This window comes from Amycolatopsis sp. NBC_00345 (assembly GCF_036116635.1).
In the GTDB taxonomy this organism is placed as follows: domain Bacteria; phylum Actinomycetota; class Actinomycetes; order Mycobacteriales; family Pseudonocardiaceae; genus Amycolatopsis.
The window spans coordinates 5,682,144-5,709,059 of the sequence record NZ_CP107995.1; the positions used below are offsets into that span (position 1 = coordinate 5,682,144).

Genomic DNA, 26,916 nt, shown 5'->3' on the forward strand with positions numbered 1-26,916 from the left:
GCCCTGGTCAACGACGGGGCGCGGGGGACGGCCGTTCGCCGGCCCGGTCGATGGCGCGCAGCTCGTCGAGGCTGTCGGCGAGGGTGCGGCCGGCCAACGCGCCGAGGACGGCCGCCTCGGTCTCGTCGGTGAGCCTGCCGAAGTACTCGGCGGAGTGGTTGGTGACCAGGCACTCCCGGGGCCCCTCCGGCCGGGGCGCCCACAGCGGCTTGTCGCCGATGGACGAGCGGTAGATCTCCCCCAGCGTGATCCGGTCCGCGGCCCGCCCGAGGCGGACGCCCCCGCTGCGGCCCTTGATCGACGCGACGAGGCCGTCCTGGATCAGCGGGACCATCAGCTTGCGCACCAGGCTCGGGTTCGTGTTCAGGCTCCGGGCGAGCTGGGTCGAGCTGAGGACGGGACTGCCCTCTTCCTCGCCGTGGCCCAGCAGGAGCATCGCCTTCAGCGTGCTGGAGAACCGCACGTCCAGCATGCTCGTACCCCTTTCGTCGGCCGCTTGGTCCGGGCCCGCGTCCCATATTAGCAACTCTTACTGTTGCACTTCTGCTCCGCGATATGTACTTTTCACTCATGCAGATTACGACGAGCACCGAACCCGAGCTCAAAGAGATCATTGCCCGCTACACCCGAGCCGCGGACCAGCGCGACGGCGCGGCGATGGCCAAGCTCTACGAGGCCGACGCGGTCATCGAGGTCTACTACCGAGGGCCCGACGGGATGGAGGCGCTGGGCAAGCTCTCCGGCGCAGCGCAGATCGAGGCGTCCATGACCACGGCCATGGCACCGCACCCGCCCCTGGGCTGGAGCCACCACACCACCTACGACCACCTGGTCACCATCGACGGCGACGAGGCCGACATCGAAACCCAGTTCATCACCTACGACGTCGTCGGAACCCGGAAGCCCGAGGGCGGCTGGCCCGCCGGCACCTTCGGCGCCCAGGGCACCATCAAGCCCATCGAGTCCGGGTACTACCACTACTTCTTTCGCCGGACCGACGGCGTCTGGCGCATCCGCCGCATGAACATCACCCACGACATCCCCTACGTCTTCTGAGACCGGACATGGCGACACTTGGACTCATCGGCAGTGGGCACATCGGCAGCACGCTCGCCCGGCTGGCGGTCAACGCCGGTCTGGACGTCGTGCTCAGCAACTCCCGGGGGCCGCAGACGCTTTCCGGCCTCGTGGACGAGCTGGGGCCGCGGGCCCGCGCAGCCACTCCCGCACAGGCGGCCGCCGCCGGGGACTGGGTCGTCGTGACGATCCCGGTGGCCGCCGTCGCAACGGTTCCCCGGGAACCCCTCGCCGGCAAGACGGTCATCGACACCGGCAACTACTGGGCCCCGCGCGACGGCACCATCCCGGAGCTCGAAGCGCGGGAGCTCACCGACAGCGAATTGCTCCAGCGGCACCTGGCCGAGGCGCATGTGGTGAAGGCGTTCAACAACATCAACTACCAGCACCTCCGGGCCCTGCCACGGCCCGTGGGCGCGGCCGACCGCACCGCCCTGCCGATCGCCGGCAACAACCCGGGCGCGAAGAGGCACGCCGCCGAGTTGCTCTCGCTGCTCGGGTACGACTCCGTGGACATGGGGCCGCTCACCGAAAGCTGGCGCTCACAAGTAGGCAATCCGGCATTCTGCGCGCCCTACGCGGTGACCAAGGACGACCGGTACCTGAACCAGCCGGCCGCGCCCGCCTCTGCCGCCGAGATCAACGCGGCGCTGGCGTCGGCACGGCGCTGAATCACCGGGAGCGCGGGCCGTCCGGTGCGGCCCGCGCTGGTGATCCGTATCGTCGTCGCATGGCCGTGACAGAACAGGCGGCACCGCCGAAGGTGCCGGAAGAAGCGATCACCGATCTGCTCACTCGTCTCGAGCGGTATCGGCCAGTCGAGGTGCCGAAGGAGCTGGAGACCGGCGCCGGAGTCGATCGTGCCTGGCTGGACGCCCTCGTCAGCCGTTGGCGGGGCGGGTACGACTGGCGCGAGCACGAAGCCCGGATCCGCTCGTGGCCGTGGGAGCTCGTCGATGGTGAGACGCCGCTGCGCGTCTTGCACCAGCGGGTGAGCGCGGACGCGCCGACCGTGCTGCTGCTGCACGGATGGCCGGACTCGGTGCTGCGGTTCGAGAAGGTGCTGCCGCTGCTGTCCGAGTACAACGTGGTTGTTCCGGCGCTGCCGGGTTTCCCTTTCAGCGCCCCGTCAAGCGCGCGGGGGATGTCGGCGACGGACATGGCGGAGGTGGTCGCGCAGGCGATGGAGTCGCTGGGGTACAACAACTACGTGGTGAGCGCCGGCGACGTCGGCTCGGACGTCGCCGAGCTGGTGATCCGTCACCACACCGACAGTGTGCCGGCCGCGCACCTGACCGACGTGTCGCAGCTGCACTTCCTCCAGGACCTGCCCGCGGACCTGACCGAGGAGGAGCGGGCGTACGTCGGGCGGGGCCAGGCTTGGCAGGCCGCCGAGGGCGGGTACATGCACGAGCAGTCGACGAAGCCCGCCACCCTCGCGATCGGCCTGGGTGACTCGCCCGTGGGCCTGCTGGGCTGGATCGGGGAGAAGCTGTGGAGCTGGAGCGACCACGACGACCGCGACATCTCGACGGTCTTCACGCCCGACGAGGTGCTGACCTGGGTGTCGGCCTACTGGTTCGGTGAGAACATCGGCACTTCGTTCGCACCGTACGCGTTGAAGTCGGCGCTCCCGAACGAGCACGTGGCCACCCCGGTGGTGCTGACGATCTTCCCGAAAGACCTGGCGAACGCTCCTCGGTCATTCGCGGAACGGCTGTTCGACGTGCGCAGCTTCCAGGAACTTCCGCGAGGTGGCCACTTCGCGGCGTGGGAGCAGCCGGAGCAGTACGTCGCGGGAGTGCGGGCGGCGGTGGCAATCGCGCGGACGTGAGCTGCTCCGGCAGCCCTGAGCCAGACACGCTCCTAGCGTCTCGCGACCCTGACGGGTTTGCGCCCCAATGTGGCGTTCGGTGCGTCCAACGCAACCAACGCCACATTGGGGCGCTTCGGGCCAAGCCGGAGCTGGCGCACAGCGACCAGGTGGAGAAAGCCGAGACACGCTCTCAGCGCAGCCGCCACAGGTGGTCCGCCGTGCCGTTGTCGGTGTACTGGACCACCTGTGCACTGTCCGAAGTAGACATCCGGTCCACGCCCAGCACCTTGCCGGAGTTGCGGTTCACGATCCGGAACCAGCCGCTGCCGTCGTCGAGCAGGCGCCACTCGTGGTCGGCGGTGCCGTTGTCGCTGAACTGCACGACCAGCGCACTGTCCGAAGCGGACATCTGGTCCACACCCAGCACCTTGCCCGAGTTGACATTGCGGATCAGCAGCCAGCCCGCCGCGGTGGCCTCGAAGGTCCACAGGTGATCGGACGTGCCGCTGTCGGCGAACTGGACGACGCGGGCGCTGTCGGCCGTCGACATCTGATCAACGCCCAGTACCTTCGCCGAGTTCCGGTTCTCGACCCGCAGCTGGCCGTCCGGCAGCAGCTGCCACACGTGGTCGGCGGTGCCGCTGTCGGCGAACTGGACCACCTGCGCGCTGTCCGCTGTGGACATCTGGTCCACGCCGAGCACCTTGCCGGAGTTGCGGTTCTTCAGCCGCCACCAGCCGTCGCCGTTGTCGATCAGTTGCCAGAGGTGGTCGGCGGTGCCGTTGTCGGCGAACTGGACGACCCGTGCGCTGTCCGCTGTGGACATTTGGTCCACACCGAGCACCTTGCCGGAGTTGTGATTGCGGATCCGGTACCAGCCGTCGCCGTTCGCGACCAGGTGCCAGAGGTGGTCGGCGGTGCCGCTGTCGGCGAACTGGACCACCTGCGCACTGTCCGCTGTGGACATCTGATCGACGCCGAGTACCTTGCCGGAGTTGCGGTTCACGATGCGGAAGCCCGCCCCGCCGCCGCCGGGCAACCACGGGTGCCCGTCGGGCGCCGCCGTCGGGAACGAGGTGACCCGCAGCCGGGCCGCGCCCATCGGGATCAGCGTGACCGGCTCGACGTCGGCCACACTGCGCGCCGGTGACGCCTGCAGCGGGGTCACGACGTTCTGGTCGTCCGCGGTCCATTCGGTGATCTTCCGCGCGGGCGCGGTGATCCGGACCGGAACGGCGTCCGGGGTGAACGGGTTGGCGGGCAACGGCCCGCCCGAAGCCGCGAACGTCATCGCCGAGGCCGCGGTCGCCGGGTCGACGGCCAGCCCGTAGTTCCACGGCGTTGTCGCGTGCACCGCGTACTCCGGGAACTGCCCGTTACCGCCGATCTGCTCGTACTGCTCCCCGATCTCCAGCGAGTACGTCAGCGGGCCGTGGTCGACCGAAAGGGAGTCGTGGTTCGCGCTCCACGCGCGCACGGAAGTCTGCTGCGGCAGGGTCAACGTGACGACGTCGCCGTTACTCCAGGCCCGGTCGACTTTCGCGAACGCGGGCCCGGCCGGCACCGCGACCGGTGCGCCCGCCACGGTGAGCTGCGGCGCCGCGCACCAGGCCGGAATCCGGAGGTACAGCGGGAAATCCAGCTGCTTCGGTGTCTGGACGGTGAAAGTGACCTGCTCCGAGAACGGATAGGTCGTGTCCTCGGTGATGGTCACCGAGGTGCCGTCGGCGACCTTCGCCGTGACACTGCTGGCCGCGTACATCGCCGCCGCGAGGCCCTTGTCCGGGGTGGCCAGCCAGAGTTCCTCGGTGAAATACGGCCAGCCCATGCCGTAGTTGTGCGGGCAGCAGCGGTATTGGTCGACGCCGGGCAGGTAGGCCTGCATCGCGAAGCCGTTCTGGAACTGGCCTTCGCTCTTGGGCACGTTGTCGAGGTCGATGCTGTTCGCGCTGGTGATGTAGTGGACCCCGCGCCCGGCGGGGTCGAGCGCGGCGGGCAGGGAATTGAAGGCGAGGTCCTCGCAGCGGTCGGCCCACACCGGGTCGCCGGTCAGCCGGGTGAGCAACTGGTGGCTGGCCATGAACTCGACGATCCCGCAGGTCTCGAAGCCCTGCCGCGGGTCGCCGAAACCGGGCCGCGCGTTCTCGTCCCCGGCGAACCCGCCACCGGCGAACTGGCCGTAGGCCGCCATGATCGTGTCGTAGTCCTGGTAGGTCGCCTGGACCAGTTTCGTGTCACCGGAGCGCAGCGAGTACTGCGCGGGCTCGCGGAAACCCTGGGCGACGTTGACGTTGTGCAGGCTCGGCAGATTGCCGACCCAGTTGGCGCCGTAGCGGTGGATCTTGTCGGCGAGGTCGAGGAGGAACGCGTCACCGGTGCGGTTGAACAGCCAGAAGACGCTGTCCAGGCCGTCGCCCCAGCGCACGACCAGCCACTCCGCCTCGAACGCGTCCTGGCCCTGCGCGTTCATGTACTGGAAGAACTTGGTCAGGAACGGGATGACCCGCGCGTCGCCGGTGTACTCCTGCCAGGACCGCAGCGCCTGCATCATCGGCAGGTACGGCCAGAAGTGGGGGCCGCCCCTGAACTTGGTGCGCAGCTCGGTCGGGCCGAAGAAGCCGTCGGCCTGCTGGGTGGCCAGGACCGCGTCGACCCAGCGGCGGGCCGTGTCCAGCGCGGTGGCGTCACCGGTCACGGCGGCGAGGTCGATGTAGCCGCGCAGCCAGTACGGCACCTCCTCCCAGCCGTCGCGCTCGGGGTGCACCCAGCCGTTGGTGTCGAGGTCCAGGAAATGCGACGTCTCCGGGTAGTGCCCGCAGAGGCCGTCAAGTTGCAGGCGCAGCTGCCCGGCGAGCCAGCCGCGGGCCGTGACGGCGCCGGGCGGGAGCTTGAGGAACGCGGTGGATTCGAGCGGCGCCGCGTTCGGCGTGTAGAGCCCGCCTCTCGCGGGTGCGACCGTGCGGCAGCGGAGGGCGGCGGCCCCCAGGACCTCGGCGGCTCCGGCCCTCGCAGCGGTCGCTCCGGTGAGCACAGTGGCGACGGCTCCGGCGACGAAATGTCTACGGTTCAGCGGCACGGGGACCTGCCTCCACTCGTCGTTACAACGTTGTAAAAAACAACGTTGTAAAAACATGAGTACTCGCTGGAGTCGATGTTGTACAACCGCCGTTCGTCGTAGCCGGTGATCCGGTGGGAAATTCACTTGGCGAGCGGCGCCGGGTGAAGGGGGTCATCCGGAGCGCTTTGGCTGCGCTGGGCGGGGGCAGCGGTAGCATCCGACTCGTCAGCGAGTGATGCGTCAGCGTGGGGGCCACAGTGAGTTTCGATCTGGCGGTGTGGTTCGAGGCGACCTTGTCCTTGACTCCCGAGGCCGCGGAGAAGAAGTACATCCGGCTGTGCGACGAGGATCTCGCGGACGTCGTTCCGAGCGAGCGCGTCTCCGCCTTCTACGGGGCGTTGACGGCAATGCATCCGGAGATCGGCACGGTGCCCGACGAGGACCTCGATGCCTGTCCGTGGACAGCGCCGATGGACGTGTCGCCTGGACACGTGATCATGCCGATCACGGGGGCGCGGGCCGAGGAGATCGGTTCGGCGGTGCGGACGCTGGCTCGTCAGCACGGGCTGGTGTGCTTCGATCCGCAAGCCGGTGTCGTGCACACTCCGGACGCCGGGTCGCCGAGGCAGCTGCATTGGCAGTGTTGTGATGGCACGACTCTGGCCCGTCCTGAAGTGGCGAGTATCGAACGCGAGCTGGACCGGTTGTCCGAACGCAACTGGTACGCGGTTCTCGAAGATGAAGACGCGCGGTACGTTCAGGTAGGGCTCGGCCGGAACGCCGGCGTGTCCGGTGGCGGGTTCGCGGTGGAGTACCGAGACGGTACTCCGGACCGCCATTTCCGGCATATGACCGCCAGTCTTGACATCGTGAAGAGCGTTTTCCTTGGTTTCACCGGAAATGACAACGACTGGTACGACCGGTTGGCCTGGCAGCGAGTGCAGTTCTAGACCGGCAGTGGCCGAGTCGGCGACCAGGAAGCAGCGGCACGACTACTGCCGTTCGATGACCCGAACCCCCACTCGCAGCTGCTATTCGGAGTAAGTAGCCGCACCAGTCTCGACATGCCCGGCGAACCGGCGGGTGAAGCCGGTCCCCGTGTCGGCCTTGGCGGTGAGGTCGTACCAGTGGTGGTCGCCCGCCACGGGGTGACGGTGTTCGGCCCGGGCGCCGGGGGCGACGCGGTAAGTGTGCGGCGTACGGTCGGCGCCTCGTTCCGCGGTGACAGTGAAGACGCAAGCCGCGCTGCCGGTGTTGACGAGATCGACGATGACGGCGTCGTGGTCGTGGCGGAGGGTGGCGTTCGGGTGAGCGGCGCCGGGCGCGGTTTCCCCGGCCAGGTCGCCTTCGAGCCAGCGGAGGAATCCGTTGGGGCCGTGCACAGCGAGGTCGTAGCCGCCGGGCGTGGTCCAGTAATCGCTGAGCGTCGTGCCGGGGCCGAGGGTGTAGATCCACGGACCGTCCGAACGGAACCGGGCCGGTGACACCCGCAGGACGGCGCCGGTCGCGCCGGTGTTGGCCATGTCGATCCACAAGCGCCCGGCGTCGGCGCGGGCGGACGCCTCGAAGGCGTAAGGCAACGGGCGCGCCTTGCGGCGGCCGGGTTCCGGTGACGGCAGTTCCTGCCGCACCGGCGCCACCGGCGGCGCCCACCAGCGGGCGCACTGCTCATCCGCCTGCGCCGGGCGGCCCGCCGTGTCCGGCAGCGCGGGAACACCGGCGTCGTGCCGGGCGAAGTCGAAGGCCGAAGTCAGGTCCCCGCAAACGGTCCGGCGCCACGGGCTGATGTTGGGCTCGGCGACGCCGAACCGCCGTTCCAGGAACCGCAGTGTGGAGGTGTGGTCGAACAGTTCCGAGCACACCCACCCGCCCGTCGTCCACGGCGAGACCACGATGGCCGGGACCCGGAACCCCGGGCCGATGGGCTTGCCGTCGACGACCTCGCCGTCGGTGCCGACCGTGCTGTGGCCCTCGACCAGGCCCGACGGCGGGACCGGGCTGGGCAGGTGGTCGAAGAAACCGCCGTTCTCGTCGTAGTTGAGGATGAACACGGTCTTCGACCACACGTCCGGATTAGCGAACAGCCGCTTGAGCAGACGCGCCGTCAAGTCCTCCCCCACGGCCGGTTTAGCGGTCGCGTGCTCCGACATCCACTCCGACGCGACGATCCACGACACCTGCGGCAGGGTCCCGTTCTCGACGTCGGCGCCGAACGCGGTTTCCAGGTCGGCGACCTTCGCCATGCCCTTGTCGTAGAGCGGATCCCCGGGTTTGGCGGTGATGAACGGCGCGAACCACGCCAGCGCGTTGTCGTTGAAGTTGTCGTTCTCCTGGTAGACCTTCCAGCTGACGCCGGCCTTCTCCAGGCGTTCGGCGTAGGTCGTCCACGTGAAGCCGGTCGCGGGAACGGTGTTGTCCAGCACCGCGGGCCGGCCGACGGAGGCGCCGTTCGTACCGGTGAAGAAGTGCAGCCGGTTGGGGTTGGTCTGGGTCAGCGTCGAGCAGAAGTAGTTGTCGCACACGGTGAACGCGTCCGCGAGCGCGTGGTAGAACGGCAGGTCCGGGCGTTCGAAGTGCCCCATTCCGGTCTGGGACAGGTAAGTCCCGGCCGAGCTGGCGAAGTCGCGGTCCCGGATCCAGCCGTCGAACTTGCCGCCGTTGAAGGCCAGCAGGTCCTGCCGGTAGTCCATCGGCGGCGCGACCATGCAGGTCGCGTTGGTGGTCGCGGTGTCGAGGTGGAACGGCAGGGTGTGGCCGAGGTTCAGCAGATTCGGCTGGTGGAAAGCGGAAAAGCCGTTCGGCAGGCGGACCGGGGTCCGGTCGCCGAAGCCGCGCACGCCGCGCAGCGTGCCGAGGTAGTGGTCGAACGACCGGTTCTCCTGCATGAACAGCACCACGTGTTCCACCGCGGAGAGGTCCGGTCCGGCGGGGGCCACGGCCAGCGCGTCACGGACGAAGCCCGGCATCATCGACGCCGCGACCGCCGCTGAAGTCCCGGCCAGGAACCGGCGACGGCTGACCCCTGCGTCGCTGTCGGCATGCTCGGCCATGGCGGACTCCCCTCAGTCGGAACACGAAACATATTCGCGTGCAGTGAACCGAAGGTGTCGGTGAGATAACAGGTCCGAATGAGTGTTACCGATGCTCGGCGGACGCGTCTTTTGTAGGTTCCCTCGGGTTCAATGCCACAGTGAGGGGGTGGACGCGGAGCGCGATGGCGAGCGCGAAGCGTCCGGCCGGGTCGTCGATGACGCTGCCGAACAGGGTGCGGAGCTGACGCAGGCGGTAGCGGACGGTCTGGACGTGGACGTGCAGTTCGGCGCCGATCGCCTGCGGCTGGTCCGGCCGGGCCAGCCAGGCGGCGAGCGTCACGGTGAGCCGTTGCCGCGCGGGCTCGGGAACGGCCGCCAGCGGGGCGAGCACGTCGCGGGCGAACTCGGCGGCCAAGTCCCCTTCGGCGGTGAGCAGCAGGTCGATCCGATGGTCGGCGACCCGCACGATCGGCTCCGCACCGAGCGCTCCCCCGCGGGTCAACCGCCAGAGCGCGCCGGCCCGGCGAGCGCTCAGCGCCGCGGAACGCAGGTCGACGACGGAGCCGACCCCCGCCTGGTGCCGGCCGAGCAGGCCGCGCAGCCGGTCGAGGTACCAGTCCGCGCGGTCGGCGGGCATGACCACCACCGCGAGATCGTGACGGCGGCCGGCGAGCACCCGGCTCGGCATCTCGTCCATCAGCCGGGGCGCGGCGTCGGCGCTGGTCACCGCGACCGAGACCCGGTCGGGCACCGGCCACGACGCCTGCCGGGCGGCCTCGTCGATCGCCTCCACCGAGGCCGGCGGTTCGGCCAGGAGCAGGCCGAGCAGCTGGTCTCGGTGCGCCTGCCCGGCCCGGGCGGCCTGCGAACGCGCGTCGGCGTACCCGTCGGCCGCCGCGGCCGAGAGCTCGGCGATGAACGCGAACAGCGCTTCGCCCAGCTCCACCACCGCCCGGATCGGCAGGTCCGCCGCGGTGGCCGAGGACGTGAGCTGACGCCACACCCCGAGCGCGCCCAGCTGGTAGAAGCCCAGCATCTCCTCTAGGCTCCGGCCCGCCGTGTGCTGCGCGCGCCCCTGAACGCGGTAGACCTCCCGGTCCGCCACCGCCTCCGGATGGCCGATCTCGGCGAAGAACGCGGTCAGCGCGGTGGTCACCGTCGCCTGCAGATTCGACGCCGTCGCCTCGTCCAGCGGCTGCTTGAGCCCGGCGCGGACCTGCCCGGTCGCGGCGGCGGCGATCGCCAGCACGTCCGGCTCCAGCTGCCCGATCACCGACGCGTCGAGCGTGCGCCATGGTTGCCCTGAAACCTCGGCCATAGAGGAAGCCTACAAAACCGAGGCCCGGGAACGCGCGTGATCGGCGTAGTCCGCATGCCGTCACACGGCGGATCCTCATCTCGGCAGTGAGAGATCTTCACATTCAATGGTGTCTGTAGGAGGCAGCTGTGACCGTGGCAAGCCGACCCCGTTCCCGCCGTCGGAGGCTCGCCCGCGCCGCGGCGGTCACCGGCACCGCCCTCGCCGTGATCGGGCTCGGCACCCCCGCGATCGCCGCCCCCGCGCGCCAGGTCTACGTCGCGATGGGCGACTCCTTCGCCGCCGGGCCGCTCATCCTGCCGCAGAGCGACCTGTTCACCTGCGCCCGATCGAGCAGCAACTACGCGGGGCTGCTCGCGAAGAAGATCGACGTCGCCACCCTGCGCGACGTCACCTGCAGCAGCGCCACCACCGAGAACTTCGCCAACTCCCAGGCAGGCAACGTCTTCGGCACCGCCGCGCCGCAGTACAACGCGCTGTCCACCGACACCACGCTGGTCACCGTGCAGATCGGCGGCAACGACATCGGGCTGGTCGGCCTCGCCGAATCGTGCATCAACCTGCTGCCGCAGACCGGTGTGATCGACGCCCCCGTCCTCGGCAAGTCGTGCAAGGCCACCAACACCGCCGGCGGGGTCGACCAGTACGCCCGCAAGATCGACGCCTTCGCGCCCACCTACGGCACGGTCATCGACCAGATCCGCAAGCGGGCGCCGAAGGCCCGGATCCTGATGGTCGGCTACCCCACCGGCATCCAGCCCGGTGGCTGCTGGCCGTTCGTCCCCGTCCTGCCCCAGGACGCCGACTACATCCAGGCCAACATCGACCGCCTCAACACCCGCATGGCCCAGCAGTCCGCGAAGCACGGCGCCACCTACGTCGACATCCGCACGCCCAGCATCGGCCACGACGCCTGCCAGGGCATCGGTACGAAGTGGATCGAAGGCGTCATCCCCACCGTCATCGACAACGGCATCGCCCCGCTGCACCCCAACGCCGCCGGCATGGCGGGCGTCGTCCCCGCGCTCCAGAAAGCACTCGGGTCCAGCACAGCAGCAGGATCACGCACGAAGCTGGCCAAGTCGTAACTCACTGGGCGGAACGCCGGTGCAGCAGGACGGCGGCGGGGTTCCCGGCCACGACGTCGTAGCCGGTCCTGGTGAGATCAGCGAGGCGTTTTTCCTGCTCTGGCACCGAAAGCGGCCAGGTGCCCTCCGGCCGGTTCGTCACGATCCACTCCGGTTGCTCGGCACCGGCGGGATAGGTGGGGTACAGCAGCACGCGGCAGCGGCTGGTCAGGTGCGGGGCGAGCCGGGGCGCGGCGGCGATGGTGGCGCCGTCGGGAACCTGGGCCAGGATCTGCGTCGCGGCGGCCTGCTGCTCGGCGGTCCAGCGGGGCTGGTTCGCGTGCAGCAGCACCACTGTCGTCGAGCAGAGTGCCGCTACCACCGCGCAGATCGGGGCGACCCGGCTGAGCCAGGCGGCGCGTGCGCGTCCGATGCCGTCGACCGCCGCCAGGAACGCGATCGGGATCAGCACCGCGTCGTAGTACAGCGCCGGGCTCCAGTAGTAGTGGAATCCCGACAGCAGCCGCCAGGCCAGGGTGGGGAGGAGCAGGATCGCCAGCGGTGACCGGAGCGCGGCGAACGCGGTGGGCGCGAGCAGGACGGCCAGGGTCGCCAGCTTGACCGGGAACCCGGCGAAGGGCTCGAGCCCGCCCCACTTGTCCCCGTACGAATACGCGCCGCTGCCGTTGATCGCGGGCAGCACCACGCGGACGATCACCACCGTGGCGAGCACGCCGAACGCGGCCGTCGCCCAGCCCAGCCGGCGCTGTCCCTGCCAGACGAGGTACAGGCCGAGCACGGCCAGCGTCATCGGCAGGTCTTCCTTCACCAGCACCAGCGGCACCGCGAACCCGACGGCCCACCCCCACTGCCGCCGCAGCAGCCGCTCTCCCGCGAAGGCCAGCAGCGGGACCGCGAAACAGATCTCGTGGAAGTCGTGGGTCATCGTTTCCAGCAGGCCGGTGGAAAGGACGTAGCCGACGCCGATCGCGGCGCCCCGCCCCGGGCCGAGCACGCGGATCGCACTCCGGCTCACCGGGATGACCGAGACCGCCAGCAGCGCGGCCTGCGCCACCAGCAGCGTGGCCGGGGACGGCCACACCAGGTAGAACGGGGCCAGCAAGACGAGCACCGGGGAGAAATGGTCACCGAGCAGCGGAATGCCCGGGCCCTTGAGATCCGCGGTCGGCCAGTGCCCGTCGGCGTAGGCGCGGACGGCCTGTTCGAACAGGCCCAGATCCTGCCCGGAGCTCTGGAACGCGCTGTGCAAGGACAACGACCACACCGCGTAGATCACGAACGCGCCGCCGGCCAGGAAATAGGGCAGGTAAGGCGTGAACCTTCTCGCAGCAGTGTCCGAAACAGACACTGGCGGACGGTGCTCCGCCGTTTCCACGATCCCGGAATACGCCATGACCCGCTCCTCGCCTGTGACTGGAAACCACAGGCTGCCGTCCGGCGATCGCGAGAACATCCGATTGCCGGACGGGGTTGATCATGCGCGGGGACGACGCGGGTCCTCCCCCGGGAGGACGCGGGCTCCGGTTACCGGATGCGCAGCCGGCGCATCATCTTCAGGCCCGAGAGCATGCCTTCGACGTACTTTTCGTAGGCCTGGCCGGGACGAGGGCTCATGACCTGCTTCTTCAGCACCGCCAGGTTCTGCACGTCGGTGTACTTGAGCAGGCCCTGGTCGCCGTGGCGGGCGCCGACGCCGGAGTTCTTCACTCCGCCGGACGGTGTTCCCTTCGCGGCGTACGCGGTGGCCAGGATGTCGTTGATGTTGACGTTGCCGGACTCGATGCGGGCGGCCACGGCGCAGGCGGCGGCGACATCGCGGCCCCAGACCGAGGCGTTGAGGCCGTAGTCGGTGTCGTTGGCCAGTGCGACGGCGTCGTCGACCGTGCCGTACTTGTACAGCGCCACCACCGGGCCGAAGGTTTCGGTGACGCCGCAGAGCATGTCCTTCGTGACGCCTTCGAGGATCGTCGGCTCGAAGAACGCCGGGCCGAGGTCCGGCCGCGGCTTGCCCCCGCAGAGCACGGTGGCGCCCTTGGCGACGGCATCGTCCACATGCGACTGGACGCGGCGCAGGTGGTCAGGCGACACGAGCGAGCCCATCTCCGGGCCGAAGTCGTACGCGGCCCGGACGTCGAGCGCCCGGGCCTTGGCCACGTACGCGTCCTTGAACTCGTCGTACCGGGATTCCGGCAGGTAGATCCGCTCGACGTGCATGCAGATCTGCCCGGTGTTGCCGAACGCGCCGAAGACCGCGCCGGACACGGCTTCGGCCAGGTTCGCGTCGTCCAGCACGATCATCGGGTTCTTGCCGCCGAGCTCCAGGCAGCAGCCGATCAGGTTCCGGCCGGCCTGCTCGCCGATCACCTTCCCGGTGGCCGTGGAGCCGGTGAACATCACGTAGTCGGCGTGGTCGATGAGGGTGGGCCCGACGTCCGGGCCCTCGCCGCACACCACCTGGAACAGGCCCTCGGGCAGGCCGGCCTCCTCCAGCATCCGGATGCCGTACAGCGGTGAGAGCGCCGTTTTGTTGTCCGGCTTCAGCACGACCGCGTTGCCCGCCATCAACGCCGGGATGGCGTCGGAAATGCCGGTGGCGAACGGGAAGTTCCACGGCGCGATGATGCCGACGACCCCCTTGGGCGGCCGGATCTCGGTCGACGTGGTCAGCAGCGGCACCGGCCCGCCGCGCTTCACCGGCGCCAGCAGTTTGGCGGCGCGGCGCAGGTAGTGGCTCATCACCATCGGCGGATCGCAGCTCTCCTCGATCGCCATCCGCCGGTTCTTGCCGCTCTCGACCTGGATGAGGTCGGCGACGGTCCGCGCGTTGTCCACGAAGAGCGCGTGCGCCCGCTTGAACACGGCCAGCCGCTTCTTGATCGGGGTGGCGGCCCACTTCCGTTGCGCTGCCCGCGCGACGGCGAACGCCTGCTCGATGTCGGCCGGGGTCGACTGCGGCAGCCCGACCAGCACGTCGCCGGTGTAGACCTCGGTGAGCGGCCAGGTCGCGCCGGACGAACCGGGCACCCGGGTGACGAGCTGCCGCAGGAACGCGTCGTCGGTCGAGGCCGGGCGGGTGAGCCCGAGCGGGGTCACGGTCATGGCCGGCTCACTTCCCGGCGAGGACGAGCTGGGCGCCCACCTCGCCGATCATGATGGCGGGAGCGTTGGTGTTGCCGCCGGTGATCGACGGCATGATCGAGGCGTCGCAGACCCGCAGGCCGTCGATCCCGCGGACCTTGAGCCCGGGGTCGACGACCGCCAGCTCGTCGACGCCCATCCGGCAGGTGCCGACGCCGTGGTAGACCGACGTCGCCCGGTTCAGGATCGCGTCCCGCAGTTCCTGGCCCCGCAGCCCGGTGCCCGGATGGATCTCCTCCTTGACCGCGCCCTTGAACGCCTTCGACGCGAAGATCTCGCGCACCATTTCCGAGCCCTCGCCGAGCACCTCGAGGTCGGCTGGGTCGGACAGGTACTGGAAGTCGATCAGCGGTGCCGTCGTGGGGTCGGCCGAGGCGAGCCGTACCGTGCCGCGGCTCTTCGGGTAGATCAGCGTGGCCATCACGGTGAGCGCGGGGCGTTTGTCGACGGCGTGCCGGATCGGCGCGTCCTGGTTGGGCGACACGTACGCCCACGGCAGCAGGTGCAGCTGGAGGTCCGGGACCGCGTCGGCCTGGGAGGTCCGGAGGAACGCGACCGCTTCGAAGACCGAGTTCGCCATGAAGGTGCTGCCGGGCCGGATCAGCTCCTTCGCCAGGCCGCGCGCGAAATACGGGGCGGAGCCCTTGTTCCGGCTGGACGAGACGTGGAACGTCAGCGCGTGGAACATGTGGTCGTGCAGGTTGTCGCCGACCGGCAGGTCCGCGACGACGTCGATGCCGTGCTCCTTGAGGTGTTCGGCGTGGCCGATGCCCGACAGCATGAGCAGCTGCGGGGACCCGACGAACCCGGCGGAGACGATGACCTCCTTGCCGGCGCGGACGACACGCGTGCCGCCGTTCGCGTCGACGACCTCGACGCCGGTCGCGCGGCCGTTTTCGATGACCACTTTCCTGGCCAGCACCCGGGTCTGCAGTTCGAGCGTCCGGGGCGCGAGGTGGTGCACGTAGCCGCGCGAGGCGCTGTAACGCAGGCCGTCGGCGGCGTTCTGCTGCATCCGGCTGACACCCTCTTGCGACTCGGCGTTGTAGTCGTCGAGGATCTTGCAGCCGATCGTGTCGGAGGTGGCTTCGAGGAACTGCAGGGAGCCTTCCTGCGGGGTCTTGGCGCGGGTGATCCGGATCGGCCCGCCCGTGCCGCGGAAGGCGTTCTCGCCGTCCTCGAAGTCCTCCATCCGCTTGTACGCGGCGTTGACGCTGTCGGCGTCCCAACCCGAGTTGCCCTCGGCGGCCCAGGAGTCGTAGTTGGCGCGGTTGCCGCGGACGTAGACCATGCCGTTGACCGAGCTGGACCCGCCGACGACCTTGCCGCGCGGCACCGGCAGCCGCCGATCGAGAACGTGTTTCTGTGGCACGGAGTAGTAGCCCCAGTCGACCATCCGCTTGAGCTGGGGCACCGCGTGCATCGGCGCCGACATGCCCGGCTTCCGGACCAGCAGCTGCTCGTCGCTCTTCCCGGCTTCGAGCACGATTACGCTGGCCCCGGCCTCAGCCAGGCGGCCCGCGATCGCCGCTCCCGAGCTGCCCGACCCGACGACCACGTAGTCCGCCTCGTCGCCGCGCACCGGCCTCTTCGCCATGTTCGCTCCTCGGTCCGCCGCCACCGATACTGAAACCTGTTCTAGTTCTGCTCGACGGTATAGCGAACGGACCCGATTACGCAACGGCCACCGCCCGGCCGGACGACGAAACCCCTCGCGCCCGCCCTTGCCCGAGCCGGGCTCAGGCCGGTCGGGCGGCGGGCCGGAGGCTGTCCATCAGGAGGTTCAGCAAGCGGCCGGCTTGGGCTTCGCGCTCGGGCCGGGGGGCCACGGTGAAGATGCCGATGAGGGCGGCGGCGATGTCGTCGGCGGGGACGTCGGAGCGGAGGTCGCCCGCCGCGTGGCCGGCGTCGAGGATCGTGGTGATGGCCGTCAGGAGTTCGGCCCGCGTTTGCGCATGGGCGATCTCGCCCGACTCGATCATCGTGAGCAGCGTGTCGAGCATGCCGTTCTTGGTCGCGATCCAGTCCCCGAACAGGTCCATCCAGCGCCGCATCGCCGCGGCCGGGGGCAGCCGGCCGGCCAGCTCGCGGGCGCCGGTCGTCAGTCGCGCGACCTGGTCCTGGTAGACCGCGTCGACCAGCGACTCGCGGGTCGGGAAGTGCCGGTAGAGCGTGGCGATGCCGACGCCGGCCTCGCGCGCGATCGCCCGCAACGACGGCTCGGCGTCAGCCGACGCGAACAAGCGGGTCGCCACCGCGAGCAGCTGGTCGCGGTTACGGGCCGCGTCCGCCCGTGGCGCGGGCAGCTCCGCCTCAGTCAAAACGGATCACGCTCCGTTTGTGGTAGGGTCAGTCATGAAACGGAGCATAGTCCGTTTCATCTTCCCTCGGTTCCAAGGAGACAGGCGTACATGCAGCACCAGAGCGATCAACCGCCGACGGGCCGGAGCCGGGCGGTCCGGCTGGATTCCTTCGGCGGGCCCGAAGTCCTGGACGTCCGTGAGGTTCCCGCTCCGCAGGCCGGCCCGGGACAACTCCGCGTGCGGGTCACCGCGGCCGGTCTGAACCCGATGGACTGGATCATGACCGCCGACGCGGACACCGCCGCCCGGTTCGGCTTGAGCCTCCCGGCCGGGTTCGGGACCGACTACGCGGGAACGGTCGACCAGGTCGGTGCCGGGGTGACCGGCTTCGCGCCCGGCGACCGGGTATTCGGCGGCGCCCTGTCCCGCGCGGTCGCCGACTTCGTGGTGGTCGACGCCGCCGGGAGCACCGCGGCGAACGAGGCGCATCAGACCCCCGACGGCGTCGACGACCGCACCGCCGCCACCCTCGCGATCGCGGGCCGCACCGCGGCCGCCGCCCTCGCCGTGGTCGGCCCCGGCCCGGACGACACCGTGCTGATCGGCGGCGCGGCGGGCGGGGTCGGGGTGTTCGCGGTCCAGCTGGCCCGGATCGCCGGAGCGCGCGTGATCGGGACAGGATCGGCGACATCCGCTGACTTCCTGCGCGATCTCGGAGCCGAGCCGGTCGCTTACGGCGACGGCCTGGCCGACCGGGTCCGGGCCCTCGCCCCCGGCGGTGTCACCGCCGCCATCGACCTGCACGGGACGGAGACAGTGCACGCCGCAAGGGAACTCGGCCTCCCGGACGGCCGCATCTGCACCATCGCCACGCAACTCGACGGCGTGCCGGCGGCCAACGGCGCGAACGCCCCGCTCGGCGCCCTGGAAGAGATCGCCCGCCTGGTCGCGGCGGGCCGGCTCCGGGTGCCCATCGCGGCGAGCTTCCCGATCGAGCAGATCCGCCCCGCGGCCGAACTCCAGGCCAGCCGGCGCGTGCACGGCAAGGTCGTCATCGAAGGGCTCGTGAGTGTTTATGACGGTTAGAACCGTCATAAACACTCACGAGCCCCTGGGGCAGTCAGGTGCCCAGATGGAACTGCTGGGCGGGCGTCTGGTTGCAGTCGTGGATCTGCAGCCGGTCTCCCGGGGTGCCCGCGTTGTTCGGATCGTCGAGGCAGCGGCCGGACTGGGGGTTGAGCAGTGAGCCGTCCGCCTGCGTGACCCAGGACTGGGCGCCGGAGGTATTGCAGTCCCAGAGTTGCACCGCGGTGTTGTTGGCGGTGTTCCCGTTGTTCACGTCCAGGCATTTGCCCAGCGCCCGCAGTGTGCCGTCGCCGGGGGCGGACCAGCGTTGGGCGTCGCTGGAGTTGCACGTGTACAGCTGCACCGCCGTGGCGGAGGCCGGGTCGGCGTCGGCCACGTCGGCGCACTGCCCGCCCGGGCCGCTGATCTGCGTCGGCGGGAATCGCCAGGACTGGGTGGCCGCGGCCGAGCAGTCCGCGAGCTGGGCCGTGCCACCGGCGGGAACATCCAGGCAGCGACCGGACGCCGGGTTCACCAGGGTGCCGTTCGCCTGCAGCTTCCAGGACTGCGCGCCGGTGGTGTTGCAGGTGTAGAGCTGGACCGCGGTGCCGGCGGCGGTGCCGCCATTGGCCGTGTCCAGGCACTTCCCGAGCACCCGGACCGCGCCGGCGGTCGGCGGCGTGACGAGCTGGCCCGCGGAATGGTCACAGGCCTGCAGTTCGATCGGCTGGTTGTCCGTGGAGGTCCCGCCACGCACGGCCAGGCACTGGCCGCCCGAACCCAGGACTTCACCCGACTGCGGATTGCCCGCCGCGCTGCCCGTCAGCGTCACGGTGTGCGCGCTGCCCACCGGCAGGCTCGCCGTGTTCACGGTCACCGTGCGAGCGTCGGGGTTGTAGGCCCACGCCGTCTCCGGCAGCTGGGCGCCGTCCACCGAAACCGCGGTCGGCGCAACGGTATTGCTCAGCCGCAGGGCGTAGGCGCGAGCAGTCGCGGCGCCCGGATAGGTGCCGGCCGTGGCCCCCACCGTGAGCGTCCGGCCGGCGTCGTTCCAAGTGACGGGCGTGGTAGCGGACGGGCCCGTGCCTTCGCCGGAATCCTGGTACAGCGAGAAATTCCCGTTGGCGCCCGCAGCAACGTTGAGCGTGAGCTGGGTCAGCGGCTGCTGCTGGTTCTGCGCGTAATCGGTCCGGGTGGGCAGGATTCCGCCGGACTTCACCAGCACCGGCATGCTGGTCAACGGCGCCGTGATCGTCACGGTCGAGGGTCCGGTGTAACTCGTGCCGGTGAAGTAGTCGGTCCAGGTGCCCGGCGGGATCCAGGCGCTCACCGAGCCGGCGGCCGAGGTGATCGGCGCGACCAGGACGTTGTCGCCGTACAGGTATTCCTGCGGGTGGGTGTAGGCGTCGTTCTGGGCCGGGTAGTCCAGGTAGAGCGGCTGGGTGATCGGGACGCCGGTGGCATTCGCCTGCCGGGCCAGCGTGTAGGTGTAGGGCACCAGCGACTCGCGCAGCCGGAGGAACCGTTCGGCGCTCGCCGCGGCGTCCCCGGTGTAGTTCCACGGCAGCCGGTCCCCGTGGTCGGAGTGCAGGCGGTCGACCGGCTGGAACGTGCCCAGCTGCACCCAGCGCGCGTACAGGTCGTCGGGCAGGTGCCCGCCGTGGAAGCTGCCGATGTCGTGGCTGACGTTGACCAGGCCGGCCGCGGCCTCGTCCGGCGTGAACCGCGCCTCGAAGGCCAGCATGTCCCAGGTGGCCGGCGTGTCCCCGGTGAACTGCAGGGTGTTGCGCCGTTCCGACCACGGGCCGTCGGGGTAGGAGCTGTGGATGCCGCCCTGCTCGGCGCCGCCGGCCCGGGCGAAGGAGAACCCGCGCAGGCCGCGGGCCCTGGCGTCGTCGGCGTACGCCTGGTTGATGAAGTTGTCCGCCCCGACGTGGGGGTCACCGGCCCGCGAGGCGCCGCAGCCCGTGCAGTAGTCCAGCCACCACTCACGAACTCCTTGCTGCTCAAAGGAATTCTTCAGGTTGAGGTACGACTTCAGGTGCGCGGGATTCGTCCAGTCCCAGCTGTAGGTGTTGCCGCCGTTGTTGAGGAGCCCGCCGGCCTGGGCGTTGGCGGTGGCGAACCGCGGGTCGTCGCCCGCGATGGACGGGTGGATGTTCATCGACACCGACAGGCCCTGCTGCTTGGTCCAGTCCATGAACGCCTGCGGATCGGGGAACAGCGCGGGATTCCAGTTCCAGCCGTTCCACTGGGACGGCGCCTTCCAGTCCGTGTCGACCACGAGCCAGTCGATGGGCGTGAAGGTGGATCGGAACGTCGGCAGCAGGGAGTTCTGGTAATCGGCGGCGGTGTAGGCGAAGTACCGGGAGTACCAGACTCCGTAGGCGGACTGGGGCAGCAGGTCGGCGCCGCCGCTGAGCGCGTTCAGGTCGCCGAGGCCCTGCTTGTAGTTCTGGCCGTAGCCGAACAGATAGCCGTCCTGATACGGCTGGGTGCCGTGGGCGGGGCGGTCGGTGATCGACTTGTCGCCGTTCAGCAGCGCGGTCCTGGTGTCGTCGAGCAGGTACCAGCCGTCGCGGTCCAGGATGCCCGGGTGCTCGGGGGTGGGCACGGCCTCGGGGTTGTCCAGCGACCGGTCCCAGCCGCCGAGCACGTTCTTGGGGCCCGCGCCGTAGCCGGTGCGCAGCAGGGTCTCGTCCGCGCCCGGGAAAGCCGCGCCGGTGGACGTCACCGCGACGCTGTCGAGGTTGACGTTGCCGGAGGCCCCCGCGTCCTGGGCGATCCGCACGGAGTGGGTGCCCGCGCCAAGGCTGATCGCGGCCGAGGCCGTCGACCAGGTGTCCCAGGAACCGGTGGGCGGCAAGGTGAGCGTGGGCCCGGGAGCACCGTCCACAGTGGTCGCCAAGGTCCTGGTTGTCGTCTGTCCGTCACCGCCGGCCGCGTTGGCGAACCGCACCGCCAGCTGGTAGGCGCCCGTTGCCGGGATCGCGGACACCTGCTCCGTCAGGCTCGAACCGGTGGAGGTGAACCCTGCGAGGAAACCCGAACCGGAGTAGCCCTGATGGTCGTACGCGGTGGAGGCCGTGCCGCCGAGCAGGCCGTTCTCCGCCTGGCAGGCGGTGCCGAAAGCGCAGTACGACGGGAAAGCCGGTGCCCCGGTGACGTTCGTGCCCGCGAGCTGGACCGAGGTGTTGGCCGCGGTGAACGGGCCGCTGTCCTGCTGGTAGCGCAGGGTCACGCCGGCCGTGTGGATCTCGCGGAAGCCGTTCGCGACGTCCGTGGTGAACGCGGGCACGGGCATGTTCCGGGTGAGTGCGGTGAAGGTGGCGCCGTCCTGGAACTGGTCGTCACCCGCGTACTCCATGCGGATCAACGTCGGGGTCAGGACCTCGAACCGGGCGTGGCCGTCGGTGACCACGTTCGACGCGGCCTGGGCCGCCGGTGTGCTGACGAACGTCACGGCCGCCACGACAACGGTGGCCAGGATCCCGTGACCCCACGAGCGGAATAGCGAAACGTGTCGCGACACAAGGCACCCCACTGGATTCGGCGAAGTGAATCAACGGTGAGCGAACACTACGAATCTGACCCTTGTCCGGTGGACATCGCATCCGCCGAACGCACCAACCCCGGCCACCGCGAGCGGGCGATCGGCGGTTTACAACGTTGTAACCTGACGGAGCCCGGTCGCCGTCCGGCAGATTTGCGCATGCCGCCCACCATTCGGCGACAATTCTTGTCCTGCCAATACCGCTATTCCGTGGCGAAATCGGCGCCTCATGAAGCGCTCTTTTCCCGGAGCGGGGTTTCGCGGATTCCCCACGCCGCCACGAACGCCAGCAGGCTCAGGACACCGGCGACCACGAAGATCCGCGACACCCCGGTGACGAGCCCCTGCGCGCCGGTGCCGCCGGCGGTCAGCAGTGCCCCGAACACCGATGTGCCGAGCGCTCCGCCGATGGTCCGGAACATGGTGGTGTTCGCCGTCGCGACGCCGATTTCCCCGGCGGCCACGGTGTTCTGCGCGATCAGGGTCATCATCTGCGTGCTGAGGCCGAGCCCGAAGCCGATCAGCACCAGCGCGCCGCTGGTGATCCAGACCGAAGTGCCCGCGTGCTGGGTGGCGAGCACGCCGCACCCGACGGCCAGGCAGAGCGTGCCGGCGATCGGGAAGATCCGGTACCGGCCGGTCCGGCTGCTCAGCCGGCCGGCCACCTGGGAGGCGACGACCACGGCCAGGGTCATGGGCAGCAACAGGATTCCCGAGCCGGACGCCGTCGCGCCCTGCACGTTCTGCTGGAACAGCGGGACGAAGGTGATCGTGCCGAAGCTGACGACACCGACCACGAAGATGACCGCCGTCGTCGTCAGGATGTTGCGCTGGGCGAACAGGCCCAGCGGCAGGATCGGCTCGCGGCTGCGTCGCTCCACCAGCACGAACGCGATCAGCGCGGCGACCGTGACGGCGGCCAGCAAGCCCGTCGGCCCCGCGTGGCCGATCGTGGTCGTCAGCAGCAGCAGGCTGGTCACCGCGGCCGCCAGCAGGAACGCGCCGGGCAGGTCCAGGTGGACCTTGCGGTGGGGCACCGGCGGTACCACCAGGACGATCGCGGTGGCGGCGATGACCACCAGGCCGAGCGGAAGGTTCAGGTAGAAGTTCCAGCGCCAGCCCAGCAATGAGGTGACCAGGCCGCCGAACAACGGCCCGCCGATCTGCCCGGCGGCCATCACACTGGCGGTCATGCCTTGGTAGCGGCCGCGTTCGCGGGGCGGCACGAGCACCCCGATCAACGACAGCGCGCCGACCGCGAGACCGCCGCCGCCGAGCCCCTGGATCGCCCGGAAAGCGATCAGCTGTGTCATGTCCTGCGCGAACCCGCAGGCCATGGAAGCCGCGGTGAACAGGACAAGCGCGCTGAGGTGCACGCGTTTGCGCCCGTAGAGATCACCGAGCTTGCCCCAGATCGGCGTGGACGCCGCCGTGGTGAGGGTGTAGGCCGTGACGACCCACGACAGGTGGTCGAGGCCGCCGAGTTCGGCGACGATCGTGGGCATCGCGGTGCCCACGACGGTGTTGTCGAGCATCGCGAGCAACATCGAGAGCAGCAGGACACCGAACGCGACACGGAGCCGCTTCGGGCTCATCGTCGGCGGGGCGGCCTCAGTTTTGTGTTGGAGCACAGGAATCGACATGACCCGCTCCCGCCTCAGTGAGTGACGCCGAGACCGAGCACCACGTCGGCGGTGCGGTCCGGCTGCTCGAGCTGAGGCTGGTGCCCCGCCTCGCGGATGACGGTGAACTTCGCGCCCTCGTCGTGTTCCCCCGCGAACGACGCCGCGTACGCACGGCCGTAGGCGACATCAACGATCCCGTCGCTCTCACCCCAGGCGACCCGCACCGGCAGCCGCACGGATTCGAGCCGCGCACGCAGCTGCGGGTCGTGCATGTACGGGTTGCCGGCGTAGCGGTCCAGCGCCGCCGCGTTGTCCTTCATCGCGGCGAGACGCCCCGGCGGCATGGTGGCCGGGTCCATCCGGAAGCGGTCGGGGTCGTGGAACACGAGGTCCGCCAGGCGGCTCGGCGGCTCCGCCGAGAGGTCGGTGATCGGGTGCCCGTCAACGGCGATCCCGACCGCGTTCAGCAGCACGAGCCCGCCGACCCGGCGAACGCCTTCGGGCGCGGCGTCGCGGGCCTGCTGCTCGTCGACCCCCATCTGAGCCGCGATCCAGCCACCCACCGAGTTGCCGGCCACGAGCACGTCACGCAGGTCGAGCGCCTCGATCAGCCGCCGGAACACCCGGGCCACGTCCGCGACGTCGTGCACCCGCTCGGAACCGGGCGTCCCGTCGAACCCGGGGACGACCGGCGTGAGCACCCGGACCCCGCGCGCGGCGAGCGCGGCGGCCAGGCCGGCGACCGAGGCCGGGCCCGCGCCGCCGTGGACCAGCAGCACCGGCCGTCCGCTGCCCCGGCTCTCGACCCGGACCACCAGGTCGTCGTCGAGGTGGCAGTCCTTGATTTCCGGCTCGGCGGGCGTCCCGGGGTCGTCGTCGGCGTAGGTGGTCGCGGTCTCCGTGTGGTAGTGCCCCATGATTTCGGCGATCTCCTCGCCGTTCGCCGGCCGTCCCGCCTTGGCCGCGAAGTCCCGCAGGTCACGGAAGTACTGGACGTACAGGTCCGGGGTGAAGGTGTTCAGGATGACCGCCGGCTCGTCGCCTGGGTTGGCGAAGGTGTGCGGCGCCCCCGGCGGCACCATGACCAGGCTGCCGGCCGCGGCGTCGTAGGAGTCTTCCCCCACCGTGAACCGGACCGTGCCCCGTACGACGTAGAAGCCCTCGTCGTGCGCGGCGTGCCGATGCTGCGGCGGGCCGGCTACGTGGGGGGCCACGACGATCTCCCCCAGGCCCAGCCGATGGCCGGTAGTGCTGCCGTCCTCGAGAATCCGCAGCTGGATCGGCCCGGTCAGGGTGATCTCGCCGTCTTCCGGTCCGACGATCGCGATACGCGTCACGTCCACTCCTTCATGAGAGTCAACTTACATGAGGAGACTACGGCCTTACCTTCGGTTCATGCAAGTCAACTCTCATAACAGCGGGAAACTCTCGTCGGCGGTCGTTCGAGCACCTCAGCCGACGGGGAACGTGGTGCCGATCCCCATGCCCGTGATCCACTCCGGCACCGGCTCGTAGCTGGTCCACACCAGCGGCAGCCCGGCCGCGACCTGGCCGATCAGCCAGCAGCGGACCTCGTGGCCGCCGGTGCCCGCCCGGTCTTCGAGCCCGTCGTGGCCGAGCAGGGCCACCGCCGCCGCGTCGTCCGCGGCGAGCCGGTCGAGGAACCAGCCGTCCCACGCGGCGTTCACCCGCGCGCCCGGGTCGCCGCCCATCGCGCGCACCCGCGGCTCCCGGGCCGCCGCGAACGCGTGGACGTCCGCCCGGCCGTGGATCAGCGACTCGCGGCGTTCCCCCGCCACCGCCGGGTCGCGCGGGTCGTTCGACGGCAGCCAGTGCGAGAGCCCGCCGCTCGCCGCGATCAGCACCCGGCCGGGGAACTCCGCCGACCGCAATGCCGCGCCCAGCGCGTGTCCTAACGCGACACACCGCGGCAACGACGGCAGCGGCGGTGCCGCGGTATTGACCACCAGAGGCACCATCGGCAACGCCGTCCCGCCGGTGATCATCTCGTAGCCCTGCACAACACCGTGGTCGACGGTGAGCGAGTAGGACAGCGAAGGGTCGAACCCGGCGTCGGACAGTCCGTTGTGGACGGACCAGGCGAGCGAGCTCGCCACCGGCAAGGGCCCTTCCGTGCTGCCGTAGTCGCCGAACCCGACGGCCTTCTCCACGCCCAGCACGAACGGGGGCATCACGTCGTAGAAGTTGCCGTGGAAGTGGTCCGGCCCGATCACGACGATCGCGTCGGGCGCGAGCACCTCGACCGCGCGGCGGACCCGTTCCGCGTCCTGGAGGAACTTCGCCCCCGGCCCGTCGCCGTCCTCGGGCGGCAGCAGGGTCGCGAACGGGCTGTGGGACATGCCGACGAAACCGGCGATCTCGGCCATCAGGACGGGTCCTTCCCGGACAGCAGCCAGGTGCGGTGGACGTCGAGGAATTCCCCGGCCTTCTCCCACTGCGGCCAGTGGCCCGCGTCGTCGATGACGTGCAGCCGCGCGTCGGGCAGCCAGCCGAGCAGCAGTTCGGCTTCGTCGAGCCCGCCGGTGGGGTCGTGGCTCGTCCACAGCAGCAGCGTCGGCGCGGCCACCCGCGAAACCCAGGACGGGTCCCACGCGAAGTCCTTGCGCACCTCGGGATCCTGCAGCACCAGCGTGTTGGAGATCGCGCGGACGAACCCGGGCCGGGAGTAGATCCGGCGGCGCAGGTTCACCAGCTCGTCGGTGACCATCTCCTTGTGGTGGAAGAGGAACTCCACACGACGCCGGACCGTGGCGTCGCTCGGGTCCCGCACCGCGGCCATCGTGCTGTCGCGCATCCGCGCCATGACTTCCGGCTTGTTCGCGATGTTGCCCGGGGTGTTGAGCACCAGCCGGTCGACGCGGCCGGGGTGGTGCGCGGCGGTCCACGCGACCACCCACCCGCCGAGCGACTCGCCGGAGAGGTGGGCCCGGTTGATGCCGAGGACGTCGAGCAGCGCCACGAGATGGCCGGAGAGCACGTCGATCGTGTAAGGCCGGTCCGGCAGATCGGACCAGCCGTGGCCGACCATGTCGTAGGCCGTGACGTGGAAATCCCGGGCGAGCCCGGCGAAATCGCGCGCGTACGCCTCGAGGTGCCCGCCGGTCCCGTGCAGGAGCACGAGTTCGGGCCCGGTGCCCGCCTGCAGTACCCGGGTGCGCACCGGCCGTCCGTCCACCGGCACATCGACGTAACGCAGCGTGTGCTCGAGTTCGCCCAGCTCACCCCAGATCCCGGCGTGCTCGGGGATCGGCGGGCCCGCCGTGGCGGCGGGCGCCTGGTCCGTGGTGGTCACTTTTCCTCCTGGTGGCCGGCGCGGGCCTCGTCGAGGGTCGCGAGTCCCGCGCTCTCCCGGCGGGTCAGCCCGAACAGGCCGAGCAGCCGCGAGTTCTCGATGGTCAGGAACTCGACCGGGTGCTCGGCCGAGTCGTTGAAGTGGCGGTGCCAGGTCCACGGCGGGGTGTAGACGAACGACCCGGTCGTCCAGCCGACGATCTCAGCCCCGTCCTGGTCCCCGCCGCGCTCGATCTCGCTGTGGCCTTCGCCGGTGATCACGAAGTGCACGGTCTCGTGGTGGTGCCGTTGCATGTCCGAACTCTCGCCCGCCGGGATGACCTGCCGGAACAGCTCGAACGTCGTGGTCGGCAGGGTGCCGGCGATCCGCAGCGTCGTCGGGTTCGGCACCGCGCCCGCCGGGATCGGCTCGAGTTCGTCGTCGTGCACGACAAGCGGGCGCTGGCTCCCCGGCCGCACCACGTGCGCGAGGCCGGCGAGGAAGTCGGCCATCACGAAGCCGGATCCCGAAGTGCTCATCTGTCTCCTTTG

Annotated in this window: 20 protein-coding genes; 6 read left to right on the forward strand and 14 right to left on the reverse strand. The window is 70.1% G+C overall.

Annotated elements, in window-relative coordinates; genetic code table 11:
- Window positions 1-7: 7 nt before the first annotated feature.
- Entirely contained in the window at window positions 8-472 is a 465-nt protein-coding gene (locus tag OG943_RS25330; RefSeq protein WP_328603406.1) for an RrF2 family transcriptional regulator, read from the reverse strand.
- A gap of 98 nt (window positions 473-570) precedes the next feature.
- Between OG943_RS25330 and OG943_RS25335 the strand changes: the two genes are divergently transcribed.
- From OG943_RS25335 to OG943_RS25345, 3 genes are read left to right on the forward strand one after another with little or no spacing between them, the layout of a single operon-like run.
- The gene (locus OG943_RS25335; protein ID WP_328603407.1) at window positions 571-1,056 is read left to right on the forward strand and encodes a nuclear transport factor 2 family protein; all 486 of its coding nucleotides are present in this window, start codon (window positions 571-573) and stop codon (window positions 1,054-1,056) included.
- 8 nt (window positions 1,057-1,064) lie between these two features.
- Window positions 1,065-1,748 carry an NADPH-dependent F420 reductase gene (locus OG943_RS25340; protein WP_328603408.1) on the forward strand — a complete coding sequence of 228 codons (684 nt, stop codon included), beginning with the start codon at window positions 1,065-1,067 and terminating at the stop codon, window positions 1,746-1,748.
- A 59-nt stretch (window positions 1,749-1,807) separates the two neighbouring features.
- Entirely contained in the window at window positions 1,808-2,911 is a 1,104-nt protein-coding gene (locus OG943_RS25345) for an epoxide hydrolase family protein (RefSeq protein ID WP_328603409.1), read from the forward strand.
- 172 nt (window positions 2,912-3,083) lie between these two features.
- On the opposite strand, the gene OG943_RS25350 is transcribed toward OG943_RS25345, so the two are convergent.
- Window positions 3,084-5,969 (reverse strand): RICIN domain-containing protein, encoded by a 2,886-nt coding sequence (locus tag OG943_RS25350; protein WP_328603410.1) that lies wholly within the window; start codon window positions 5,967-5,969, stop codon window positions 3,084-3,086.
- Between the two features lie 239 nt (window positions 5,970-6,208).
- Here OG943_RS25350 and OG943_RS25355 point away from each other — a divergent pair, with 239 nt between their 5' ends.
- Complete coding sequence (locus OG943_RS25355; protein WP_328603411.1) at window positions 6,209-6,901, forward strand: hypothetical protein; 693 nt, start codon at window positions 6,209-6,211, stop codon at window positions 6,899-6,901.
- 81 nt (window positions 6,902-6,982) lie between these two features.
- Here the strand turns inward: OG943_RS25355 and OG943_RS25360 are convergent, their stop codons facing one another.
- Window positions 6,983-9,001 carry a phosphocholine-specific phospholipase C gene (locus OG943_RS25360; RefSeq protein ID WP_328603412.1) on the reverse strand — a complete coding sequence of 673 codons (2,019 nt, stop codon included), beginning with the start codon at window positions 8,999-9,001 and terminating at the stop codon, window positions 6,983-6,985.
- An 85-nt stretch (window positions 9,002-9,086) separates the two neighbouring features.
- Window positions 9,087-10,301: a PucR family transcriptional regulator gene (locus OG943_RS25365; protein ID WP_328603413.1), complete on the reverse strand. Its 1,215-nt coding sequence runs from the start codon at window positions 10,299-10,301 to the stop codon at window positions 9,087-9,089.
- A 128-nt stretch (window positions 10,302-10,429) separates the two neighbouring features.
- Between OG943_RS25365 and OG943_RS25370 the strand changes: the two genes are divergently transcribed.
- Entirely contained in the window at window positions 10,430-11,389 is a 960-nt protein-coding gene (locus OG943_RS25370) for an SGNH/GDSL hydrolase family protein (protein WP_328603414.1), read from the forward strand.
- Window position 11,390: 1 nt separating this feature from the next.
- Here the strand turns inward: OG943_RS25370 and OG943_RS25375 are convergent, their stop codons facing one another.
- The 4 genes from OG943_RS25375 to OG943_RS25390 form a co-directional block, all read right to left on the reverse strand.
- A complete protein-coding gene (locus OG943_RS25375; protein WP_328603415.1) occupies window positions 11,391-12,737 on the reverse strand; it encodes a DUF2079 domain-containing protein in 1,347 nt (448 codons plus the stop codon).
- Window positions 12,738-12,913: 176 nt separating this feature from the next.
- Window positions 12,914-14,488, reverse strand: coding sequence for a succinic semialdehyde dehydrogenase (locus OG943_RS25380; protein ID WP_328603416.1), 1,575 nt, complete (start codon window positions 14,486-14,488; stop codon window positions 12,914-12,916).
- 7 nt (window positions 14,489-14,495) lie between these two features.
- Window positions 14,496-16,124 (reverse strand): GMC family oxidoreductase, encoded by a 1,629-nt coding sequence (locus OG943_RS25385; protein WP_328603417.1) that lies wholly within the window; start codon window positions 16,122-16,124, stop codon window positions 14,496-14,498.
- Window positions 16,125-16,266: 142 nt separating this feature from the next.
- Window positions 16,267-16,848 (reverse strand): TetR/AcrR family transcriptional regulator, encoded by a 582-nt coding sequence (locus tag OG943_RS25390; protein WP_328603418.1) that lies wholly within the window; start codon window positions 16,846-16,848, stop codon window positions 16,267-16,269.
- 90 nt (window positions 16,849-16,938) lie between these two features.
- Here OG943_RS25390 and OG943_RS25395 point away from each other — a divergent pair, with 90 nt between their 5' ends.
- On the forward strand, window positions 16,939-17,916 hold the full coding sequence (locus OG943_RS25395; protein WP_328603419.1) for an NADP-dependent oxidoreductase: 978 nt from the start codon (window positions 16,939-16,941) through the stop codon (window positions 17,914-17,916).
- Window positions 17,917-17,950: 34 nt separating this feature from the next.
- Here OG943_RS25395 and OG943_RS25400 read toward each other — a convergent pair whose 3' ends face one another.
- The 6 genes from OG943_RS25400 to OG943_RS25425 all read right to left on the reverse strand — a co-directional run bounded on the left by OG943_RS25400 (window position 17,951) and on the right by OG943_RS25425 (window position 26,904).
- Window positions 17,951-21,358 (reverse strand): ricin-type beta-trefoil lectin domain protein, encoded by a 3,408-nt coding sequence (locus OG943_RS25400; protein WP_328603420.1) that lies wholly within the window; start codon window positions 21,356-21,358, stop codon window positions 17,951-17,953.
- 317 nt (window positions 21,359-21,675) lie between these two features.
- Window positions 21,676-23,091: an MDR family MFS transporter gene (locus OG943_RS25405; protein ID WP_328603421.1), complete on the reverse strand. Its 1,416-nt coding sequence runs from the start codon at window positions 23,089-23,091 to the stop codon at window positions 21,676-21,678.
- A 14-nt stretch (window positions 23,092-23,105) separates the two neighbouring features.
- On the reverse strand, window positions 23,106-24,410 hold the full coding sequence (locus OG943_RS25410) for an alpha/beta fold hydrolase (RefSeq protein WP_328603422.1): 1,305 nt from the start codon (window positions 24,408-24,410) through the stop codon (window positions 23,106-23,108).
- Between the two features lie 114 nt (window positions 24,411-24,524).
- Entirely contained in the window at window positions 24,525-25,460 is a 936-nt protein-coding gene (locus OG943_RS25415) for a 2,3-dihydroxyphenylpropionate 1,2-dioxygenase (protein ID WP_328603423.1), read from the reverse strand.
- Window positions 25,460-26,386, reverse strand: a complete 927-nt coding sequence (locus tag OG943_RS25420) for an alpha/beta fold hydrolase (RefSeq protein ID WP_328603424.1) — start codon at window positions 26,384-26,386, stop codon at window positions 25,460-25,462. The genes OG943_RS25415 and OG943_RS25420 overlap by 1 nt, the downstream gene beginning before the upstream one ends.
- A complete protein-coding gene (locus OG943_RS25425; protein WP_328603425.1) occupies window positions 26,383-26,904 on the reverse strand; it encodes a cupin domain-containing protein in 522 nt (173 codons plus the stop codon). The genes OG943_RS25420 and OG943_RS25425 overlap by 4 nt, the downstream gene beginning before the upstream one ends.
- Window positions 26,905-26,916 lie beyond the last annotated feature (12 nt).

Excerpts from the sequence above, each read along its gene's own strand:
- OG943_RS25380 (WP_328603416.1), bottom strand. The coding sequence starts at position 14,488 with ATGACCGTGACCCCGCTCGGGCTCACCCGCCCGGCCTCGACCGACGAC.
- OG943_RS25395 (WP_328603419.1), top strand. The coding sequence starts at position 16,939 with ATGCAGCACCAGAGCGATCAACCGCCGACGGGCCGGAGCCGGGCGGTC.
- OG943_RS25405 (WP_328603421.1), bottom strand. The coding sequence starts at position 23,091 with ATGTCGATTCCTGTGCTCCAACACAAAACTGAGGCCGCCCCGCCGACG.
- OG943_RS25335 (WP_328603407.1), top strand. The coding sequence starts at position 571 with ATGCAGATTACGACGAGCACCGAACCCGAGCTCAAAGAGATCATTGCC.
- OG943_RS25345 (WP_328603409.1), top strand. The coding sequence starts at position 1,808 with ATGGCCGTGACAGAACAGGCGGCACCGCCGAAGGTGCCGGAAGAAGCG.
- OG943_RS25385 (WP_328603417.1), bottom strand. The coding sequence starts at position 16,124 with ATGGCGAAGAGGCCGGTGCGCGGCGACGAGGCGGACTACGTGGTCGTC.
- OG943_RS25425 (WP_328603425.1), bottom strand. The coding sequence starts at position 26,904 with ATGAGCACTTCGGGATCCGGCTTCGTGATGGCCGACTTCCTCGCCGGC.
- OG943_RS25340 (WP_328603408.1), top strand. The coding sequence starts at position 1,065 with ATGGCGACACTTGGACTCATCGGCAGTGGGCACATCGGCAGCACGCTC.
- OG943_RS25330 (WP_328603406.1), bottom strand. The coding sequence starts at position 472 with ATGCTGGACGTGCGGTTCTCCAGCACGCTGAAGGCGATGCTCCTGCTG.
- OG943_RS25365 (WP_328603413.1), bottom strand. The coding sequence starts at position 10,301 with ATGGCCGAGGTTTCAGGGCAACCATGGCGCACGCTCGACGCGTCGGTG.
- OG943_RS25415 (WP_328603423.1), bottom strand. The coding sequence starts at position 25,460 with ATGGCCGAGATCGCCGGTTTCGTCGGCATGTCCCACAGCCCGTTCGCG.
- OG943_RS25360 (WP_328603412.1), bottom strand. The coding sequence starts at position 9,001 with ATGGCCGAGCATGCCGACAGCGACGCAGGGGTCAGCCGTCGCCGGTTC.